At 38.8% G+C, this 21,126-nt stretch carries 14 protein-coding genes; 10 read left to right on the top strand and 4 right to left on the bottom strand.

Going from position 1 to position 21,126, the window contains the following annotated elements; all coding sequences use genetic code 11:
• Position 1 precedes the first annotated feature (1 nt).
• Positions 2-1,147, top strand: coding sequence for an acyltransferase family protein (locus tag AC13EX_RS14530; RefSeq protein WP_482893230.1), 1,146 nt, complete (start codon positions 2-4; stop codon positions 1,145-1,147).
• Between the two features lie 275 nt (positions 1,148-1,422).
• Here AC13EX_RS14530 and AC13EX_RS14535 read toward each other — a convergent pair whose 3' ends face one another.
• Together AC13EX_RS14535 and AC13EX_RS14540 are read right to left on the bottom strand one after the other, a co-directional pair.
• The gene (locus tag AC13EX_RS14535; RefSeq protein WP_482893231.1) at positions 1,423-2,223 is read right to left on the bottom strand and encodes a restriction endonuclease; all 801 of its coding nucleotides are present in this window, start codon (positions 2,221-2,223) and stop codon (positions 1,423-1,425) included.
• A gap of 10 nt (positions 2,224-2,233) precedes the next feature.
• On the bottom strand, positions 2,234-3,313 hold the full coding sequence (locus tag AC13EX_RS14540; protein ID WP_482893233.1) for a hypothetical protein: 1,080 nt from the start codon (positions 3,311-3,313) through the stop codon (positions 2,234-2,236).
• A 410-nt stretch (positions 3,314-3,723) separates the two neighbouring features.
• On the opposite strand from AC13EX_RS14540, the gene AC13EX_RS14545 reads away from it, so the two are divergent.
• Entirely contained in the window at positions 3,724-4,206 is a 483-nt protein-coding gene (locus AC13EX_RS14545; protein WP_482893234.1) for a hypothetical protein, read from the top strand.
• Positions 4,207-5,101: 895 nt separating this feature from the next.
• Here the strand turns inward: AC13EX_RS14545 and AC13EX_RS14550 are convergent.
• Together AC13EX_RS14550 and AC13EX_RS14555 are read right to left on the bottom strand one after the other, a co-directional pair.
• Positions 5,102-5,314, bottom strand: coding sequence for a DUF2442 domain-containing protein (locus AC13EX_RS14550; RefSeq protein WP_482893235.1), 213 nt, complete (start codon positions 5,312-5,314; stop codon positions 5,102-5,104).
• A 236-nt stretch (positions 5,315-5,550) separates the two neighbouring features.
• Positions 5,551-6,468, bottom strand: a complete 918-nt coding sequence (locus AC13EX_RS14555) for a DUF5996 family protein (protein WP_482893236.1) — start codon at positions 6,466-6,468, stop codon at positions 5,551-5,553.
• 769 nt (positions 6,469-7,237) lie between these two features.
• Here AC13EX_RS14555 and AC13EX_RS14560 point away from each other — a divergent pair.
• From AC13EX_RS14560 to AC13EX_RS14595, 8 genes are all read left to right on the top strand, one after another.
• Positions 7,238-8,788: a sulfatase family protein gene (locus tag AC13EX_RS14560; protein WP_482893237.1), complete on the top strand. Its 1,551-nt coding sequence runs from the start codon at positions 7,238-7,240 to the stop codon at positions 8,786-8,788.
• Between the two features lie 457 nt (positions 8,789-9,245).
• On the top strand, positions 9,246-12,368 hold the full coding sequence (locus AC13EX_RS14565) for a SusC/RagA family TonB-linked outer membrane protein (protein ID WP_482893238.1): 3,123 nt from the start codon (positions 9,246-9,248) through the stop codon (positions 12,366-12,368).
• Between the two features lie 17 nt (positions 12,369-12,385).
• On the top strand, positions 12,386-14,017 hold the full coding sequence (locus AC13EX_RS14570) for a RagB/SusD family nutrient uptake outer membrane protein (RefSeq protein ID WP_482893239.1): 1,632 nt from the start codon (positions 12,386-12,388) through the stop codon (positions 14,015-14,017).
• Positions 14,018-14,168: 151 nt separating this feature from the next.
• Positions 14,169-15,188: a Gfo/Idh/MocA family protein gene (locus AC13EX_RS14575; RefSeq protein ID WP_482893240.1), complete on the top strand. Its 1,020-nt coding sequence runs from the start codon at positions 14,169-14,171 to the stop codon at positions 15,186-15,188.
• Between the two features lie 37 nt (positions 15,189-15,225).
• The gene (locus AC13EX_RS14580; RefSeq protein ID WP_339714741.1) at positions 15,226-16,248 is read left to right on the top strand and encodes a Gfo/Idh/MocA family protein; all 1,023 of its coding nucleotides are present in this window, start codon (positions 15,226-15,228) and stop codon (positions 16,246-16,248) included.
• A 3-nt stretch (positions 16,249-16,251) separates the two neighbouring features.
• Positions 16,252-17,037: a PIG-L deacetylase family protein gene (locus AC13EX_RS14585; RefSeq protein ID WP_482893241.1), complete on the top strand. Its 786-nt coding sequence runs from the start codon at positions 16,252-16,254 to the stop codon at positions 17,035-17,037.
• A 24-nt stretch (positions 17,038-17,061) separates the two neighbouring features.
• Positions 17,062-17,994 carry a sugar phosphate isomerase family gene (locus tag AC13EX_RS14590; protein ID WP_482893242.1) on the top strand — a complete coding sequence of 311 codons (933 nt, stop codon included), beginning with the start codon at positions 17,062-17,064 and terminating at the stop codon, positions 17,992-17,994.
• Positions 17,995-18,049: 55 nt separating this feature from the next.
• Complete coding sequence (locus tag AC13EX_RS14595; protein ID WP_482893243.1) at positions 18,050-21,088, top strand: PVC-type heme-binding CxxCH protein; 3,039 nt, start codon at positions 18,050-18,052, stop codon at positions 21,086-21,088.
• Positions 21,089-21,126: the final 38 nt, after the last annotated feature.

Genomic DNA, 21,126 nt, shown 5'->3' on the forward strand with positions numbered 1-21,126 from the left:
TATGACAAATACATTGGATTACCCTACTCCCTCAACAAGGTACCAATCATTGGATGTACTAAGAGGCTTGACATTGGCATTGATGGTGATCGTCAATACTCCCGGAGATGGAAGCACTAGTTTTGGCCCTCTGACTCATGCTTCATGGCATGGTTTAACCCTTACGGATTTGGTGTTCCCCTCCTTTTTATTTGTAGTGGGCAATGCCATGAGCTTCAGTCTAGGTAAGTTTAAACAAAAGGGCGGAAAGGATTATTTTGGCAAGGTGTTTAAAAGAACGGCCTTGATTTTTATTATTGGTTTGTTGCTTACGGCCTTTCCTTTCTTTAGAATCAATGATAGTGGTATGGTCCCTTATGATTTTACCAGCATCAGAATTCTTGGTGTATTGCAAAGAATAGCTTTGTGTTATGGCCTTTCGGCTACATTGATTTATTTCTTGGGTGCGAGAAAAATTCTTATTACGAGTGGCGTTGTGTTGGTCTTGTATTGGCTAGTCATGCTTTTTCTTGGGGTTCCGGGCATGGATCCTTTTTCATTGGAAGGCAATGCGAGTGGCCGTTTGGATTTATGGCTGTTTTCCCCGGATAACCTTTACAAGATGGATGGGGTTGCATTTGATCCTGAAGGTTTGTTGAGCACTTTTCCTGCCATGGTCAATGTATTATTAGGTTATTGGGTAGGCTTGCAAATCCAAAAAAGAGGAGGGAATATCGAGACGGTGCTTTGGTTGGCCATGGTTGCAGTGCTTTTACTAGTCGCAGGTTACCTATGGGATTATGGGTTTCCAATCAATAAGAAAATCTGGACCAGTTCCTTCGTTCTCGTAACGGTTGGTTATTCCACACTTACCTTAGCCGTACTGATGTTTGTATTGGAAGTGCGGTCCATTAAAGGCTGGGCTTATTTTTTCGAAGTCTTTGGCAAAAACCCCTTGGCTTTGTACATCTTATCAGGTGTCTTGGTAAGAATCTTGGGAATGATAAGGATTGAAGGTCAATCCATCCGAAATCTGACCTATAAAACCCTTTATGAACCAGTGTTCCCCGAAGGCTGGGCAAGTTTGTTGTTCTCCATATCCTTTATGCTGCTCATATGGCTGATAGGTTGGTGGATGGATAAGAACCGCTGGTATGTGAAGGTTTAGAGGGATGGGGATTTTAACATGAACAATAAGCTATTTCAAATTGGTTTTTTGGTACCCGTATCTGGTCTAAAGTTTAGCGAAGAGTAATATAAGGGTCTAAGTCTATATTTTCTTTTTACCTCAAAACATGATTAACAAATACAGTGAATTAGGGCTGAATGGAAAAAAAATCTATTAGGATAATTTATACGAAGAGCGGTAGATACGAGATTTTCGATGGACTCTTTGACAGGCACAATGATGGTTTAGAGCTTACAGCAGTTTAAATGGTATGGTTATTCTAAAGTTCGATTTTTCAAGGTAATGTTTAAACAATTCCAGACTTTTCCTGGCTTTTCAGATATTATGTGAGCGATATTAGTTGAATCAAATAGTTTAATCATATTTTTTTTAGCAAATTTTATAGCCGGTTCAGTAAAACCTAAATGAGAAAATACTATTAAATGAAAAGCATTATGTTTGATTTCAGCGTACTCTAATTCATCAAATCTAATGAAAAGTGAGTCGCCAACTAGCTTTCTGATTACAGGTGTGTCAATTTTTTTATTGAAATATTTTGATTGAATTAATAAATATATTTCTTCATTAAATACTAAATCACCTATTTCCTCTGAGAGTTTAACCTTAAAACTTCCTAGAACATCTATACCTTTATCATTTGTTTTAGGTGTTAATTTGCAGTTTATACCTAAGTCTTCTAAAAACAATTTACAAAATTCCTCATATATAATTCCTTTGTTTTGTTCTTCTTCAAATCTATTAATTAGTTTAATTACTTCAGCGTATTTTTTACTATGAAACGGATTTTCTTTTTGTTTTTCAATATAGTAACCATCTATTTTTTCTTCAAGTATGATTTTTTGAAACGAGGTGTTAGATTGATTAACTGAATCAATATGTTTAATTAATTTTAGAAAAGCTTTACTTTTTACATCTGCATAGTCGTCAATTACTTTTTCTCTTGTTTCAAGATCTGGAATTAAATCATAAGACATGTCTAAAATTATATTTTCAATAATTATTGAACCAGACCAATTATAACTTATTATCAAGTTAACTATGTCATTTACCTTCATAATCATTTCATTACTCAGTAATGATTTCTAAATGTTTTTTAATTTTTAAATTTATACTTTCTAATTTTTCTTTTAAGTCAATTGCCCAATTTTGAACACTTGGAAAACTTGAGACCTTGTCAAAAATTTGATTTAATTCTGATTCCCATTGTTCTTTATCACTTGTGATTTTTTCTTTTTTAATTAAGTTTACTAAAAGTTTATCCGAACTTGTGTCTAATATTTCTTCGATTAATGAATTAAAATCTTCTGAAGTATCAACATCTTTTGAAATATCAATAATTATATCTCTGAATTGTTTTGTGTTTAGACCTTGATGGAGTGCTTGAGTTATTAGTTTAGGAATTTTCATTAAAATTTCTTCGAAATATTCTTCATCATTGTCCTGAAATTCATTTGTTTCTTTATTTATACCAATTTTTTCTCGGATAGAAATGTTTTTATCAAAAGCTTCTAAATAACCCCAATTATCATCAGAGATGGGATCTGAAAGATCCGCAATTTTAGAGTAAATTTTGAATCTAATTATTGATTCACGAACTTCCTTTAATCCTATCCCCAATTCATTAGAAATTTGTTTATATACATCGTGAGAGCGTTGACCATTAATAGAATCATTGTACAATGCATTTAAATGTTTTGCTTTCGCAACTTGACTCCATTCTTTAACCGTTGTTACATTAGCAATTCCCTGAGTAATTCTAATTTGCTTCCAAAATTCTTCTTTCAATTCCTCTTCTTCCATTTCAGCTAAAAGTAAGGGGATAATGGTTTGGTCATTATAACCATCAATGCGTCCTGATTTTAAACATGCAACCCTTGTATTTCCTTCTATTACCACATATTCAAATTCCTGATTGGATTTTTTTAACTTTTCTGAATATTGATGGGTTTCAATTTTTTGGACAACTATTCTATTTACCCATTTTATATCCTGTTGCATGCTTTTAAGTAATTCTTTTGATTGCGAAGATTGAAGCATTTCACTAATCATTGTTTCTTGTGAAACTTTTTTTTCATTTACAAACCTTGGATTATAAGGGTCTATTATAATTTTATGTAATTCAATTTCGAAAGGAATTAGTTTCATGTTCTTCTTTTATTTATATTTTATTAACGTTCTTTGGAGGGATCATTGGTATCAGCTAACATAGGAATAAGTATACCGTGAGTTATATCTACCTTTTAGTTCCCCCTAAACTACCTAAGTTTTCATTATTTCGAAAGAGATTAAGAGGTTTGAGTTTAAAAAAAAATTTAATTTTTTTGGTTTTCGATCTATAACATGCCGTAAATTTCCAGTACTTCTATAATTCGATTGAGGATTTTCCTTTAATACAGGTTATTCTTCCAAAACCCTTTTGTTAAAAACCGAATTAAAGAACTTTACAGTTAAAAGATTAGCTTTTTAGTAAATTTCACATGTATTTAGTTGTATTTCATATCTTAAAAAAAAAATTTGATTTGTATTAATTATGTTTCATTTAAAATTTCCATGATATGAGTACGATGAACACAGTTTCTATTGAAATCCCGGAAGCGGAACTTCAGGCCATTAAAACAGCCATCGCTACCCTTAAAACCACCTTAAGCCCCTACATAATTGCCATCAGTTCGGCCGAGAGGCAGAAGGTGCCTAAAATGGGAGATGGTACCATTCCCTTTGTAGAAAAAGTTATGGAATATGCCCATGAAGATGGTCAATTTCTTCCTCCCTTTGTTGATTTGAATGAATTGAATAAAGACTGGATCGCCGTGAAAAGCCTAATTCCTTTGCTCAGGGATTTGCAGCAGGTGGAAAGCAACCTGAATGACACCGTAATGATGGCAGGATCTGAAGCCTATGTAGGAGCACTCAGTTACTATAACTCTGTGAAATATGGAGCCAAACTAAATGTAGCAGATGCCAAAGTGATCCATGATGATCTCAAGCAGCGGTTTTTAAGAGCCAAATATGGTCCCTCCGATGAAACAAATAACTAAACAGTAAAATATGCTTGCGTCAACCAAAACAAATTGAGGGGTACAGTCAATAATCATTGAGCTGTACCCTGTTTTTTTAGCCTAATTATTTATCCTTGTCCCTAATTAGCTTCATTTCCCCTATCCAAAAAGCCAATAGTGTATATAAATGGTCGAATTGTTCGGTTTTACTTTTGAATTTTGTCAGGTTTAGCTCGAATTGCCGAGTTACAAACTCAAATGAGCTGCCAAATAGACGGAATTTTCCGGATAAAACGTTGAATTACCCACCTCAAATCTCGAATTTATAAAATAATAACTGCAACGAGTGCCCTTGAAGATACCCATCTTCAATTCGAAGCACCGAATTTCTCATCCAAATCCTTAAAATTCCGGTAATTATGTCCTATTTTCGACGTTTAGACCAGATCGATGTCCCTTTTTGGTCGAATTTTCGATATTTTAGGTCGAAAATTTGAGTTCAGAGGATAAAAATTCGAGCTAAAAGGTCGAATGTTGTCAGTTTTGGGCACCCAACCCCTGTTTTTTGTCAGAAATTGGAGTTAGGAAGGTATAAGGGTAGGTTCTGAGGTACCCGCTGGGGGTGTCTTGCTAATAGGTTGGCTGAGCCTGTCGAAGCTACTGGAAATGTGTTATCGATGCACTGGTCTAAGTTTAGCAAAGCGTAACTTATACTTAAAATGAAAAAAGTTTTCAACTTTCTTTAGGCAGAGGAGTGAGCATTGTGTTGACTGAAATAGCATTGCGAAAAGCTCATGAAACCTAGGTGCGGTACTCTATGACAGACAAATCTTGAAGAGCTGTCGACACGATTAAGGTTTAGCGAAATTCGTGTCAATCATGTAAATCAGAAATTGGAAAAATCAAATTATAATCATTCCAGTTTAAATTTCCATCAATCAATGAAGTTGGAAAATTTATTTTCATCTAAATATTTTTTAATAGATGGATGAAGGGATTTTGATAGAAATGGTTTAAAGTCAATAAGCCTCTCCTTACCATCGTTAAAAACAATCCGAATCGCATAATCCGACAAATACTTAGCAGAATCAATTTTCAACTGATTAACTCCAGACTCAGAATCTTTATAGTCAACAATTATTTTCATTTTAATTTTTTAGTAATTTTATCGAACTCAACATCTTTATGGTATACAAAATAGCTAATCCATTTTTCAATTATTTTGTCAGCAAATTTTTCTAAAAAGACCTCAAAATACTTAAGGTTTAAATACTGCTTTATATTACAGTTTACGAATAAATCTCTCAAATCAAGAGGCAGTGCCTGTTCCGGCAGAGTAGGGAGGGGTTAACACATCTACAAAACCATCTAGCTATTCCCTCTTTACTTTTCCAAAGCATCTCGGTCCCAGTTTGAGGTATTGGCTGCTGCCTCGTAGGTGGTCTGTAAAAAATCCATTAACATTTTCTCCGGATCTGAGGAGGATTGTACGTCTTCATATTTTAGGAAAAACTCACCCATTTCAGGACTGTAAAATGCTTGTTCGGGTAAAACCTTTTGCTTTGCATAGGCTTCATTACCGGGGTAGGCATAGGCATAATAAACGGGCATGGGCGAATCTTTGGACCCTGGCCAGAATCCCGCACTACTTACTTCATGAGAATAGGCTTCTTGCATTACGTCGAGTGGCATGTTTGGTACGCCTCCCTGATGTAGGGGCGCAGGCCTTCCGGAAAATCGGGTTATAGCCAAATCAAAAGCACCCCAAAATAAATGTACAGGACTGGATTTACCAATAAACCCACTTCGGAATTTATTGAATACTCCATTTGACTTGAGCATGGCTGTCCAAAGTAGGTTGGCAGCTTTAGGATCGAATGTACTTATGGCAGTATTGCTGGCAAAAGGAATGGCCGGTTCCATTTCGTTTGGACTGCCATGAATTTTGATTTGAATTCCTAATGCCGCTAGTTTTTCAAAAAGTGCTTTGTAAAAGTCGGCTACACTCATTGTTTTTAGCGCAATATGTTGCGTTTCAGCATTTGAAGATTTGATGTGCAGTTGATGGTGGATAAAATCCAACTCTATTTCAAAAATACCACCATCAAAACAAATGGCATTGGTGGTGTAACCCACCGGAGAAAGATATAAGGTAGTATGCCAGGAGTGGTTTTGCCAAGGCATTGTTCTTAAACGGATCTTACCAATTATCTGTATCCATTGGTGGATGGTCTCAATGGTGTCTTGCATGGCTACAAAATTGAGGACCGGCCATTCGGTAGTTAGGGGTTTTTTGTTCATTATTTTGGGTTAAAGTGTCATTATAGTGCATAAATAAAACGCAATATTATTAAGGCCTTCATTCCTGTTGGCCTTTCAAATTTTTGCCAGTAGTAAGTTTGATTGATTTCTAAGCTGTCAATTTGAATTCAAAATACAAAAAATAAACCTCAAATCCATACTCAAAATCTATGTTCAACCAATTGAATTACAGTACTCCCCGATCTGGTCCAAGTTTAGCGAAGCGTAACTTGGACCTATAATGCGGAAAGATTTCAACTTTCATTGAGTGGCTTCGACAGGCTCAGCCACCGGTGTCTAGTCGCCCATTAATCTCCAGCAAAGCTGGTGGCAATTGAAAAGATGTGTTTGTTATTCTTTCTCTCAGGCTTGGGTCTGGGCCAATTGAATTCAATAGGAATGGGCTTTAGCCCATTTATAGGATTGCTTCGTTGCAGGTGGCTTTAGCCAAAATTTAGAATTTAGAAGTTTTTTTTTATAATCAGCCTTACCACATGGATAAGGGATTTTAATTGTAGAATGGCACGGTCAGTTAATAAAAGATCCATTGCCTATTACGAGGGGGATAAAAATGCTTGATCATTCTTTTTGTGGGATGTTCTAATTTTAATTTTTTCGAATGGGGTAAATAATGGTCTTTACCGTTTGTTAAAGTTTTTTCATTATATAATACCAGTAACTTGGAAGATATTATAGGTGGTTTTGTTTTAAAATCCATATTTTTATCATTCCGCAAATAGATACTTCGACTTATTAAACGCTTAATAAAATGGAAATCTTTTCTAATTTACTTCAAAGGAGCAAAGGGAATTGCCTTTCCATTTATTTAGCTTGTTTTTTCTTATTGTTCATGAGCTATGCTCAGCTTAATGCTAAAGTGTTGAAAGCAGGGGTAGGGAATAATCATAAGGTCTTGGAGCAAACCGATACTTTAAAAAAGACACCTAACTTTATTATAATATTCTGCGACAACTTGGGCTATGGAGACATTGAGCCTTTTGGCTCAAAAGTGATCCGCACTCCGGAATTAAATCGGATGGCCAAAGAAGGCCGGAAGTTTACCCATTTTTTGGTTACTGCAGGAGTTTGTACGCCTTCTAGGGCTTCTATTATGACAGGATGTTACTCTCAGCGGGTAGGTATGCATGTCAATCCTAGAGATGGGCTGGTTTTGCGTCCTATTTCACCCTATGGATTAAGTCCTGAAGAAGTAACAATAGCAGAAGTGCTAAAAAGCGTTGGCTACAAAACAGGCCTTATAGGGAAATGGCATTTGGGAGACCAGCCAGAATTTTTACCAAACAATCAGGGCTTTGATTATTTTTATGGCATACCTTATAGTGATGACATGACCCAAGAGGTCGGTCAACGGATCGGGACAAAATTTAATGGGTCGAATTGGCCTCCATTGCCTGTAATGGAAAACAGTAAAGTAGTGCAGGCAGGAGTTGATAGAAATTTGTTGACCAAAGATTACACTGAAAAGGCTTTGGAATTTATAGACCAAAACCAAAATACACCATTTTTCCTTTACCTGCCTCAAGCCATGCCTGGAAGTACTACCAAACCCTTTGCCAGTGAGGCTTTCAAGGGTAAAAGTAAAGGAGGACCATGGGGCGACAGTGTAGAAGAGTTGGATTGGTCGGTTGGTCAAATAATGGATAAGCTAGAGCAGCTTGGGATAGATGAAAATACAATCGTAGTTTTCACTTCAGACAATGGTGCCCCAATGACTAGTGATCCTGAAAGTACAGTAAGAGGAACGAACTTTCCTTTATCAGGTCAAGGCTATACTACTGCTGAGGGGGCATTTAGAGTACCAACTATCTTCTGGTGGCCGGGTAAAGTTCCAGCGGGAAGCGTAAGCGAGGAGATGGCGACGACTATGGATTTTCTACCGACCTTTGCCCTTCTTTCAGGAGCCAAGGTTCCCCAAGATCGGATTATTGATGGTAAAAACATTCTTCCACTGATTCTAGGAGAAAAGGATGCAAAAACCCCTTACGATGTTTTTTATTATTACTATATGGATCAACTTCAAGCCATAAGATCCGGTCAGTGGAAATTATTCCTGCCTTTAAAGGAGTTTAAGGTTCATCCGTATTTTAAAGAAGGGGAAGAGAACCTGCCACTTTTGTTTAATGTCGTGAATGATGTTACTTCTTCTCATAATTTGGCTGCTGAAAAGCCTGAGATAGTAAAAAGCTTGACGGAATTGGCAGCCATTGCCAAAAATGATTTGGGAAATAGCGGTCAGCCCGGTCTTAACCAAAGAAGCCCTGGAAAAATGGATCACCCAGTTCCAGTGCTCATGAAGTAATTTTTGCTTAATTAGGCTGTTTGTGTTTACATAACCAACTGATTTTCTTTTAAATATAGAACTCCCTTCTGGGAGTGGGGACAGGTACGTCTAATTCAAATTCACATTTCTGGTTAAAGGGATGAATAATAGCTTAATAATTATAAAACAACTTCATTGGGTAATTAATAGCGTATTTATTGTCTTTTACATTAAAATTTAACAATTCTATAAGATAGTATCTTAGATCTAGTAAAAAGTATAGGATTGTCGAATATGTAATAATTAAATTTGGTAATAAGATAATCATAGTGCTAATAGATCTTGCTATTATAGCTTATGGTGAAATAATAGAAAAGCCGGAGATCAGTGGGATGATCTCCGGCCAGATATTGATCCTACTCATTTGTATCGATTTGGAATCTTAAAATGAATAGGAAATGCAGAAAAACTAAGTTTAATCTACGACCACAAAAGTATGAAAAAATTAATTTACAGACCACTTACCAGATTATTAAGTTTCTTGTTTCTGGGGATCTTGGGGCCCCTAGTTTTTACTGGGGCCGGATTTGCCTTTGGGATTGAGACTTCCAAATCTACAAGGTATATAGTGGGTATTAATGATGCTAATCAAGCCATTAGTATAAGAGGGAAGGTTACTTCCCAATCGGATGGAATTGGTTTACCAGGAGTGAACATCTTGGTTAAAGGAACGTCTATGGGGACTGTCACTGATGTGGAGGGCAATTATAATTTAAATGTTCCAGATGGATCTGAAGTTTTGATTTTCTCGTCCATTGGGTTTATTACCCAAGAAGTACCAATTATAGGAAGGAATCTTATTGACATAGCTTTAGAAGAAGATCTTAAAGGTTTGGAAGAAGTGGTGGTGGTAGGCTATGGTACCAAGAAAAAAGTGAATTTAACAGGTTCTGTTTCTACTGTTACCAATGAAGCATTGGAAAAAAGGTCTGTACCTAAATCATCCCTTGCTTTACAAGGGCAGATGAGTGGGATCTCTGTACGTCAAAGTTCGGGTAATCCCGGTAAAAACAGTGCCTCTTTGTTAATAAGGGGACAAGGTACTTTTAGTTCCGCAGGCAATAGCCCTTTGGTACTGGTGGACATGATAGAATCTTCTCTGGATGATGTAGATCCCAATGATATTGAAAGCATTTCTGTGTTAAAGGATGCCGCATCTGCTGCTATTTTTGGGTCGAAAGCTGCAAATGGCGTTATCCTCATTGAAACCAAAAAAGGAAAATCAGGAACGCCTGTATTTAGGTACAATGCTTATGTAAGCAGTCAAACCCCAACCATGATTCCTGAGATGTTGAATTCATGGGAATATGGATTAGCAGTCAATGAAAACAACCTGAATTTAGGGCAACAAAGGAGGTATTCAGATGAAGAGATTGATTTTTTCAGAGCTGGAAATAATCCTGACTATCCCAATTTTGATCATATTGGGCATTTATTTGGTTCAGGTCAAGGTACAGAAACCAAGCATGACCTTTCTGTAAGTGGTGGTACTGCTGAAACGCAATACATGTTCTCCTTAGGTTATTACGATCAACAAGGGATTATTCAAAAGAACAATGCTGACCGTGTTAATTTGCGTCTTAATCTGGATAGTAAGCTGAGTGATAAATTAAGCATCAGTGTCAAATTAGCTGGAAACAAGACGAATAGTAACGAGCCATCTGCTCCTTATGGCAATGGAGGTATAGGGAATATAATTGCCGGAGCCATGAGGAATTCAAATGCCATACCAGGCTTTACAGCTGATGGATTGTACGGCCGAAATGAGACCTCTCATCCAGAAGCAGATTTAAACAGCCAATCCTTTGTGTCCGGGGAGGAATCCAATATCTATACGAATGGTAGTATGATCTACCAAATCACAAAGGACCTTAAAATTACAGGTCAGGCCGGTTACACTCAAGGGCTTACTGAAAGTAAAACTTTTATTTCGACCTATCCTATCACTTCTACTTATGCAATACAAAGAAATAGTTTAAGGACTGGATGGTACCAAAGTTCAGCTTTGACGCTTCAAGCTTTTCTAGAGTACAATAAGGATATTGATGATCACTCTTTTCAGGTGCTTTTGGGACGATCTGCTCAAGCTTATAGCTCAAAATACCTGGGAGCTTTCAGAGATGAGTTTCCAAACAATGAAATTTATGAAATTGATGCAGGAGCAACTGTTCGCGCAACTAATAATGGAGGTGCGGCAAGAAATACTCTTTCTTCTTATTTTGGAAGAGTAAATTATGACTTCCAGGATAAATATCTATTGGAGGCAAATTTTCGCTACGATGGTTCTTCCAGATTCCCAGAGGAAAGTAGATGGGGGTTGTTTCCTTCTTTTTCTGCAGGTTGGAGGGTAGCACAAGAAGACTTTTTTCAGAATGCATTTCCTTGGGTAGCAGATTTCAAGATCAGGGGTTCTTGGGGGAAATTGGGTAACCAATCCATTGCCAATTATCCTTATCAGGACTTGATTGCTTTAGGTCAGAATTATCCATTTGGAGGCTCGCTCTCAGCTGGAGGAGCGGTGACGACTATTGCCAATAAGCAAATCACATGGGAAACAACAACAATGACTAATATAGGAATTGATTTGGCACTTATGGAAAATAGGCTGTCATTTTCAGGAGAGTATTTTGTGAAGATCACAAATGATATTCTTTATCCAGTTTCAGTTTCCAGATTGTTAGGGGCTACCCCATCTGAATCCAATGCCGCTAAGGTGGAAAACAAAGGTTGGGATTTTGACCTTAGCTACAGAAATTCAATAGGAGAATTAAATATCGGTGCGTCGGCCATTTTCTCAGTCGTGAAGAATCAGGTGTTAGAAATTGCCAACCTTGAAAGAGATATTTCAAGAGGCTTGTTTATAGGTCATCCGATAGGGAGCAGGTATGGGTTTATGAGCGATGGATTATTTGTAAGTGAAGCCGATGTTGCGAGTTATGCCACCCAACCCTTTTCAAATTTGGCCATCCCTGGAGGAATAAAGTACAAGGATATCAGTGGACCTGATGGTGTACCAGACGGTGTGGTGAATTCCACCTATGATAGAAGCGTGATAGGCAAGCCTTTGCCACTTAGTACCTATGCCTTTATACTGAATGGGGATTACAAGAATTTTGACTTTAACATTATGTTTCAAGGAGAAGGAGGTAGGGATGCTTTTGTGACCCTTGGTCAATTCTTCTTTCCATTGGAGAACAATAGTAATGTGCAAAGGGATTTTTATGAAAACCGATGGACACCTGAAAATCCAGATCCCAATGCGGCTTATCCAACAATCATCGCTACCGCCTCTGGTTTCTACAATTCCAATCCAGTTGATTTCTGGAACCGGAATGCCACATTCTTAAGGTTGAAAAACGTGCAACTCGGCTATACGCTACCAGAGGGCCTTATTGGAGATACCTTCCTAGACAATGTGCGCTTGTACGTCACCGGTGAAAACCTTTTCACGATCACCAAATTTTATAAAGGTTGGGATCCTGAAATGCAAACAGGAGGAGCAGATTGGTTTTATCCGCTTATCAGGTCCTATGTGGTGGGTGTAAATGTAAGGTTTTAATAAAAGATATTCTGATTATGAAAACATATAAAAAATTAGGCTTAGTTAGTGTTTTGTCTATTCTGATCTTGATCGGTCAAACTGGTTGCCAGGATTGGTTGGATGAACAACCCTTGGTTCAGTTGTCAGAAGGATCCTTCTGGAACAGTCAAAGTGACGCCATGCTTGCGCTCACTGGTGTTTATAATGGTAGTAATGTAGGTAATAACTCCTATACAAATGAGCTACTGATCCTATCTAGTGCTACAGATGACTCCAGCTATAAATTTGGTTCAGTTGGGAACATATACAGTGGTTACTTAAGAGCGGCTGATACGCAAGTGGTATTGGCCATTTGGCAAAGGGCATACAGGACCATTTTCAAAGCCAATTATTTCCTCGAGAACATTGGGCAGGTAGAAATGGATCAGACACTAAAGAATGAGTGGATTGCAGAAGTCAAATTTTTAAGGGCTTACGAATATTTCTACATGTCACTTCTTTACGGTGGTGTTCCTTTGATCACCAATGTAATGACCATTGAAGAGGCCAATACTCAAACCCGTAATTCAAGGACTGAAGTGGTGGATTTTGCCATACAGGAACTAACTGCTGCCGCAGCCGATCTTCCTGCTAGTAGGCCAGAGAATGAAAAAGGCAGAATAGTTAAAGCTGCTTCTCTGGGTATTAAAGGTAGATTGCTGATGATTGATGAAAAATGGGCTGAGGCAATTGATGTTTATGAAGAGATTATTGGGCTGCAGGTGCATGAAATAGATCCTAGATACAAAACGATTTTTGAAGAAGCAGGTGAGGGGAGTAGCGAGATTATCCTGTCTACCAATTGTATTGCTGGTCTTTATGGGAACACACACAACCAAAGAAACCACCACCCAGAATTTTACGGTGGATATTCAGAAGTCAATCCCTATCAGGGCATGGTAGATGCGTTTTTAATGAATGATGGTCTTCCCATAGAAGATTCGCCATTGTACGATCCCGAAAACCCATTTGACAACAGGGATCCAAGGCTTTATGCCAGCATTTTTCTTCCAGAATACACCGAATTTAGAGGAAGGCTGTTTTTAGCTCATCCAGATAGGGCTTCAAACAACATTGCAGCTTTACCAGGTGCCACTGGCTATGGGTGGAAGAAATATGTTACTGAAGATTATGCAGGTGATTTTGGAAATTCAGGAGACGATATCATTTTGTTGAGGTACGCAGAAGTGCTGTTGAGTTATTTAGAGGCTAAGATCGAAAATGGTGACATAATTAATCAGGACCTACTCGATCAGACCATCAATGAGATTAGAGGGAGAGAAGCTGTAATGATGCCAATGGTTACGGAGACAGATCCTGCTAAGCTGACGGAAATTTTACGTAGAGAAAGAAGGGTAGAGTTTTGTATTGAAAGAACAATCAGATACATGGATATCCGTAGGTGGGGCATTTTTGAAGAGGTAATGAACAAACAATTTTATGGAATGAAATTGACTGATGATCCGGCCAATTATACGGATTACTCTGTGGAAACGTCTGGGCCAATGAGCGGTCATTATAAAGTAATTGATAAAACAGGTAGCATAACAGCAGACATGGAATTAATTCCAATCCCTTTATCAGAGATTGATATCAATCCGGCATTGGAACAAAATCCAGGTTATTAATTCTGCTTTAGCTTAAAACTAGCAAAACCACTACAACAAATGAGAGGCGGATATAAGCTTTAGGTTCAACACAGAGCCATAGGCTTTATCCGCACTCAAAAGAGGTGTTTATAGATAGAAATAAAAGAGATAAAAATAATCAACAAAGTAAATGGTCGAGCATAAAATAGTACGCAGGAATTTTGTAAAAAAGCTGTCTTTTGGGGGAGTTGGGTTAAGCTTATTGGGGCAGCCCTTATTTTCTATAGCCAAAAACCTTCCAAGGGAAGACTTAAAGGTAGGCTTGGTAGGTCTATCGGTCCATAGTGCGGCATTTTCAAAAATACTAAACGACCCTTATAAAAAGAAAGACCTTTTTGGTTGTAAAATGGTGGCATTGTACCACCCACCTGGAAATCCTGATGTTGACTTCACTCCAGAACAACTAAGCAGTTATCAAAAAGATGTGGAGGAGATGGGGGTTATCATGGTTGACTCCATGGATCAATTAATAGAACGAGTGGACGTGGTGATGATAGAGACCAATGACGGCAGACCCCATATGAAAGAAGTTCTCCCAGCGCTGAAAGCAGGAAAACCTGTATTTGTAGACAAGCCTGTTGCTGAGGATTTACAGGCAGTGGTGGATATCTACAAAGAGGCAGAGAAATACGGAGTGCCCATCTTTTCCTCCTCAGCCTTGAGGTACATGGAAAGCGCTCAAAATATCAATCCTTCTGAGGTTATAAGTGCCCATACTTTTAGTCCTGCGGCTTTGGAAAAGAGCCATACAGACTTGTTTTGGTATGGGATTCATGGCATTGAATACCTATTTACCGTGATGGGACCAGGCTGTGTGGAAGTTCAGCAAGTGCAACATTCAGAAGCCGAAGACCTAGTTATAGGCTACTGGAAAGATGGCAGGGTAGGCGTTTTCAGAGGCATTAGGGAAGGAAAACGTGATTTTGGAGGAACAGTATTCAAAGAAAAAGAAATCGTTGATTTGGGTTCATTTACAGGTTATCGATCGCTGGTTGTCAAAGTTGTCGAGTTTTTCCTTCAAAATAAAGCTCCGGTGTCTGCTGAAGAAACCTTTGAAATCTATGCCTTTATGGAAGCAGCTCAGGAAAGTAAAAACAAAGGCGGTAAAAAGATATCACTGGACAAAGTATTAAAAAAGGTTTTAAAATAATCATTTTAACTATTAACTATTTAATAAAGAGATAATTATGAAAAAATTAAATGTTGGGATTATTGGATACGGTTGGGTAGCTACAGCACATATAAACGCGATAAACGCGGGAGAATATGCTCAGGTTTCGGCTATTTTTTCATCCAGAAAACATGACGATGCCGAATTAAGCAAGACCTGGGGAACAGACATCAAATCTTACACAGACCTTGATGAAATGTTAAAAGACAAAAGTATAGATGCTGTTTCCATTTGTAGCTACACCTATCAACATACTGAACATGCATTGGCTGCAGCAAAGGCGGGAAAACATATCATTTTGGAAAAACCAATGGCTTTGTCCTGGGAAGATTGCAAGGAAATTGAAAAAGCGGTGAAAGCTGCAGATGTTAAATTTTGTATTTGCTTCGAATGCAGGTGGTCCAACCAGTTTATCTCCACAAAAGAAGTCGTGGATCAGGGATTGATCGGAGACATCCATTACGGTGAAATTGATTACCTACATGGTATAGGTCCCTGGTACGGACAATTTGAATGGAATGCGAAGAAAACCGGAGGAGGAAGCTCTTTGCTGACCGCAGGATGCCATGCTTTGGATTCCCTTCTGATGTTTATGGGGTCTGATGTTGAAGAGGTAACCAGTTATGATACCAAGACCAAAAGTGAAATTTTCAAGCCCTATGAATACACCACTACCAGTGTAACCATTCTAAAATTCAAAAGTGGAAAAATTGCCAAGTGTGCAGCAAGTGTAGACTGTTTGCAACCTTATTATTTCCATACCCATTTGTTTGGAAGCGAAGGGTCTATTTTGGACAATAAATTTCACTCCAACAAGCTTAAGTCTGATAAAACTAGGTGGAGTGAACTGTCCATGAAAATGTTAGACTCGGGAGATGTGGCTGACCACCCCTATCAATTGCAGTTTGACAGTTTTTTTCAATCCATCAATGAAGGGACAGACATGCCTTTGACTGGACTGAAAGAAGCCATGAAAACACATGAAGTTATTTTTGCTGCTGACAAATCCGCTGCAACAGGGAAAAGTGTAAAGCTATAATTGATGAATAAAATAGCCATGGCAATTGCAGCGCATCCTGATGATATTGAGTTTATGATGGCTGGTACATTGGTATTGTTAAAAAATGCAGGATATGAAATCCATTACATGAATTTGTCTTCAGGAAACTGTGGAAGTACCGAATCGGATGCTGCGACTACGGCCAGGATAAGATTGCTTGAGGCGCAAAACTCTGCTAGGATATTGGGTGCAGTTTTTCACCCGCCCATTTGTGATGATTTTGAAATTTTCTACGAGGCTGGAGCACTAAGGGAATTGACGGGAATTATTCGAAAAGTAAAGCCAAGTATTATCCTTACACATTCTCCAGTGGATTATATGGAAGATCATATGAATGCCTGCCGTTTGGCAGTAACAGCAGCATTCGTAAGAGGGGTTCCCAATTTTAAATCTTCCTATCCTGCCGTTTCCAATTACAACTGTGCCATATATCATGCGCTTCCGCATGGGCTGCTAGATCCTCTAGGGCAAGAAGTAATCCCAGGGATATTTATTAACACCGAATCAGTACATACTATCAAAAAGGAAGCATTAGATGCCCATAAAAGTCAAAAAAACTGGTTGGAAGACAGTCAGAAAATGGACTCGTACATTGCGGCCATGGAAGATTTCTCGATAAAGGTTGGGGGAATGTCGGAATGTTTTGTACATGCAGAAGGGTGGAGGAAAAGGGTTCACTTTGGATTTTCAGAGTCCGAATTTGATCCTCTTAAGGAGTTAGGAGAAGTGTATTCCTTATGCAAAAAAAGCATTGGGGTAAAAGATTAAAACTTAAAAATAATGAATAAAAATATGAGAAAGATAAGTTCAATAGCTCCTGATTGGTGGGATTATACAACCTTAGATTTGGGAAGCAAGATTACCGACCAAATAGCCAGAATGACTCCAGCAGATATGATAAAATTATCCAGGCCTGGTTTTGAAGTAGTCTTTTATGATACCATCGAAGAATTTTACCTAGCCGAAGCACTGGAATACATTACTACCTGGAAAAAAGCAACAGCAGATAATCCAGTAGGGATTTGCGGCCCGATCGGCCCTACAGAACAGTTACCCCTTGTGGCAAGATTGGTCAATGAATTGCAAATATCCTTGAAACATGCGCATTTCTGGTCCATGGACGAGTGGGTGGTTGACGGCAAGGAAGTTTCCGCCAATCACTCCCTATCCTTCAAAAAAGCATTTAATGACCTTTGTTATAGTAGAATAGACAAGAAACTGGCCATGCCAGAGGAAAATATACATTTCCCTCAAGCGGATACGTCCAAATTTATTGAAAGCTGGAAACATGCCAGGTGTTTAATCATGCAAGGTGGGCAGGGCGATGTAAAGCATTGGGCCTTTAATGAGCCACCAAAACGAGAAGGAGCCTATAAGGAAAATCCTCAAACGGTGGAGGAATACAAAAAACTTCCTACCAGGGTTTTGGATTTGCACCCTATCACCATTCAACAAAATTCCAGGTTGCACTGTGGTGGGAATGTTCCTTTGATACCAACGCAAGCTGTGACAGTAGGACCTAAAGAAACCTGGGAAACGGATCAGGTCTCTATATGGCATGCCGGAGCCCATGACAATCCCTTTGGTCAGAGACTGACCACCTACATGATATCCAATAATATTCCAGACACTTCTGTGCCTATGTCGGTTTTGGCAGATCATCCTAATGTAAAGTTTAACTTTTACGCACCAGGGCTTGGAACCTGTTCTGTAGAAATGCATTGAGGAAAGCCCTATCCAATAGGTTGGAAAATTAACATTTATTTAAATTAAATTCTAAATGAGATTATTGAAAAATTCGAGAAACCCCATAAGGGTGGCCCATTCCTTTATCCTCTTGGGCAGCCTGATTTATTTAGGGGCCTGTTCCAGCAAGTCTGATTTTTCTTTCAGTGAAGGGGATAGAATAGCCATTGTTGGGAATTCATTGGCTGAGCGATTCCAACATGACGGATGGATGGAGACTTATCTTCAAGTTGCTAACCCTGGCAAAAAGCTAGTTTTCAGAAACCTGGGTTATTCAGGGGATCAGGTGCATTATAGGCCGAGAGCTCATGAAGGGTTTGGGGACAGCGATAGTCATTTGTCAAAGGTTAAAGCCAATGTAATTTTCTCATTTTTCGGGTACAATGAATCTTTTGATAATCAACCAGAGAACTTTAAAAAACAACTTTCCCTTTGGATCGATCATTTGCGGACACAGAAATACGATTCTGTGAATGTGCCCAAAGTCGTGTTGTTTTCTCCTATAGCACATGAGGACCTAGGTTCTCCCAACCTTCCTGATGGCTCCGAAAACAATCCCCGACTGCAGGCTTATACCCAGGCCATGGCAGAAGTTGCAGAGGAGAAAGAGGTTGTCTTCGTTGATCTGTTTGAAGCAACAAAGCAAATGTACCAAATCATAGAGGAGCCTTTGACGATAAATGGCATTCATTTAAATGAAAAAGGCAATCAGGAAGTGGGCAAATTCATTGCTGAAACCCTAATGGGGGGAAGCTTAATTGAGGATCAAGTAGCTTTGGATTCCATAAGGTCTACTGTTAAGGACAAAAACCTTTATTGGTTTCACAAGTACAGAGCCATTAGTGGCAATGATGTTTGGGGAACGCGATCCATACAAGATGGTAATTATAAAACCTTGCAGAGGGAATTAGAAATGTTGGATGTGATGACAGCCAATAGAGATGAGAAAATCTGGGCACGAGCCATTGGAGAAGATCTGGAAGTGGATGACAGCAATATGCCTGATCCAGTGATGGTAGGTACACATATTGTGAGAGATTTGACTTATGTAGATCCGGAGGAAGCCATAGAAAGAATGACAGTGCCTGACGATTTGGAAGTCAACCTTTTTGCTGCGGAAGATGAATTCCCGGAGATCATCAACCCTGTTGCTTTGCAGGTGGATACAAAAGGAAATATCTGGGTAGCCTCATGGTCCACCTATCCAAAATGGGAGCCTGGAAGAGAGATGAGTGACAGATTAGCCTACCTCAGTGATGAGGACGGTGATGGCAAGGCGGATAAAGTAACCACTTTTGCCTATGTACCACACCCTACTGGTTTTGAATTTTGGAATGGTGGAGTGATCGTAATCTCTGCTCCAGACGTGTGGTTTCTTAAGGATACTGATGGCGATGGAGTGGCTGATTTTAAAGAGAGGCTCTTTGGAGGCTTAGGTTCTGATGATTCACATCATACAGCGAATAACCTAATCTATGCTCCAGATGGAAATATCTATTACCAAAGAGGGATTTTCATTCTTGAAAATATAGAAACACCTTACCGAAAAAGTGAAGAATCAGGATCACCGGGACTTTATCGTTTCAATCCAAGGACTTCTGACTTCTCATTTATGGTGGAGAATACACCCAATGCACACGGTATCAGTATAGATAGATGGGGCAATCCGTTAATAACAGATGGTACAACAGGAAAAGCTTTTCAGGTTTATTACAAAAGAACGGTGACATCCACGACAGACACCAATGAATTTGACAAAAGGCCATTGTTCAAACAAACAATTCGACCAATTACCTCCAATCAAATTTTATCCAGCCAGCATTTCCCAGAGAAATACGAAAACAATTTCCTGATATACAATGTGATTGGATTTCAAGGGATAAAGCGTTACCAGTTGGAATACAAAGATATGGGAGTAGTAGAAGGTGTTGAAGCCGGAGACCTAGTGTTTACAGGAAATGATCCAACCTTCCGTCCTTCCTCTGAAGCCCAACCTAGGGTTGTGCCTCCGGGTTACACAGGTGACCCTAACTTCCGTCCTTCTGATGGGGTAATAGGAAAAGACGGGGCCTTGTACTTTGGGGATTGGCACAATGCGATTATTACCCATTCTCCCTATAATTTAAGAGATATCAATAGAGATCAGGCACATGGTAGAATATACCGTGTCACAGCGAAAAACAGACCGCTTCAAGAGCCAGTGGAGATTTATGGAGAACCAATAGAGAAGCTTTTGGAACTGTTTAGGAGTCCAGTGGATGGGATTAGGCATTCAGTACGAGTAGAGTTGAGCGGAAGGGACACAAAGGAAGTGATAGAAAAAGCGCAAACTTATGCGAAGACACTTGATCCTCAAAGTAAGGATGATGCGCTTCCAATGTTGGAGATTTTATGGCTTCACCAGCAACACAATGTAAAAAACAATGAATTGCTCAAAATGGTGTTGAGATCACCTGAGGAAAAAGCCAGAATAGCAGCGCAGAAAGTTGCCTGGTTTTGGAGCGATAGGGATTCTCATAGACGTGGTGGAACTACCGCAGATATTTCAGGAATGCAGTTTAGAACATTCTATGAGAAATTCTGGGAAAATGCAGATTCTACTAAAGTGGAGGAGAAACATGAAGACATGAAAAGCCATTCCAATATGGCTCCTGCCAAAAAGGCTAATGAAAGTGGGAAACGAAAACTAGAACTACAAAAAGATCCTATAGCAAAATTAACCATTGTGGCCGAATTGCTTGCCTTTGATGTTTCAGAATTTACTGTTAAGGCTGGTCAGCAAATAGAATTGACAATGGATAACAAAGACTTGATGGAACACAATATTGTCATCGTAGAGCCTGGTACCGCAGATGAAGTAGCCTCATTGGCAATAGCTTTGGGGGACGATGGGCCTGCGAAACAATACCTTCCAGAAAGCCCGAAAATAATAACCGCTTCCAAATTGTTAAATGGGAAAACCATAGAAACAATGAAGTTTAAAGCTCCAACAAAGCCGGGTGATTACCAGTTCGTATGCACCTTTCCTGGGCATGCGCCAGTGATGAGGGGCATCATGCGGGTATTGCCCTAAATTCATTAATCTGTTTCAACCCGGATTATGTAATAGAA

The organism is Cyclobacterium sp. L-R, assembly GCF_056859355.1.

What these genes read in the sequence shown, in the direction of transcription:
- AC13EX_RS14530 (WP_482893230.1), top strand. Translation starts at nt 2, where the DNA reads ATGACAAATACATTGGATTACCCTACTCCCTCAACAAGGTACCAATCA.
- AC13EX_RS14535 (WP_482893231.1), bottom strand. Translation starts at nt 2,223, where the DNA reads ATGAAGGTAAATGACATAGTTAACTTGATAATAAGTTATAATTGGTCT.
- AC13EX_RS14540 (WP_482893233.1), bottom strand. Translation starts at nt 3,313, where the DNA reads ATGAAACTAATTCCTTTCGAAATTGAATTACATAAAATTATAATAGAC.
- AC13EX_RS14545 (WP_482893234.1), top strand. Translation starts at nt 3,724, where the DNA reads ATGAGTACGATGAACACAGTTTCTATTGAAATCCCGGAAGCGGAACTT.
- AC13EX_RS14550 (WP_482893235.1), bottom strand. Translation starts at nt 5,314, where the DNA reads ATGAAAATAATTGTTGACTATAAAGATTCTGAGTCTGGAGTTAATCAG.
- AC13EX_RS14555 (WP_482893236.1), bottom strand. Translation starts at nt 6,468, where the DNA reads ATGAACAAAAAACCCCTAACTACCGAATGGCCGGTCCTCAATTTTGTA.
- AC13EX_RS14560 (WP_482893237.1), top strand. Translation starts at nt 7,238, where the DNA reads ATGGAAATCTTTTCTAATTTACTTCAAAGGAGCAAAGGGAATTGCCTT.
- AC13EX_RS14565 (WP_482893238.1), top strand. Translation starts at nt 9,246, where the DNA reads ATGAAAAAATTAATTTACAGACCACTTACCAGATTATTAAGTTTCTTG.
- AC13EX_RS14570 (WP_482893239.1), top strand. Translation starts at nt 12,386, where the DNA reads ATGAAAACATATAAAAAATTAGGCTTAGTTAGTGTTTTGTCTATTCTG.
- AC13EX_RS14575 (WP_482893240.1), top strand. Translation starts at nt 14,169, where the DNA reads ATGGTCGAGCATAAAATAGTACGCAGGAATTTTGTAAAAAAGCTGTCT.
- AC13EX_RS14580 (WP_339714741.1), top strand. Translation starts at nt 15,226, where the DNA reads ATGAAAAAATTAAATGTTGGGATTATTGGATACGGTTGGGTAGCTACA.
- AC13EX_RS14585 (WP_482893241.1), top strand. Translation starts at nt 16,252, where the DNA reads ATGAATAAAATAGCCATGGCAATTGCAGCGCATCCTGATGATATTGAG.
- AC13EX_RS14590 (WP_482893242.1), top strand. Translation starts at nt 17,062, where the DNA reads ATGAGAAAGATAAGTTCAATAGCTCCTGATTGGTGGGATTATACAACC.
- AC13EX_RS14595 (WP_482893243.1), top strand. Translation starts at nt 18,050, where the DNA reads ATGAGATTATTGAAAAATTCGAGAAACCCCATAAGGGTGGCCCATTCC.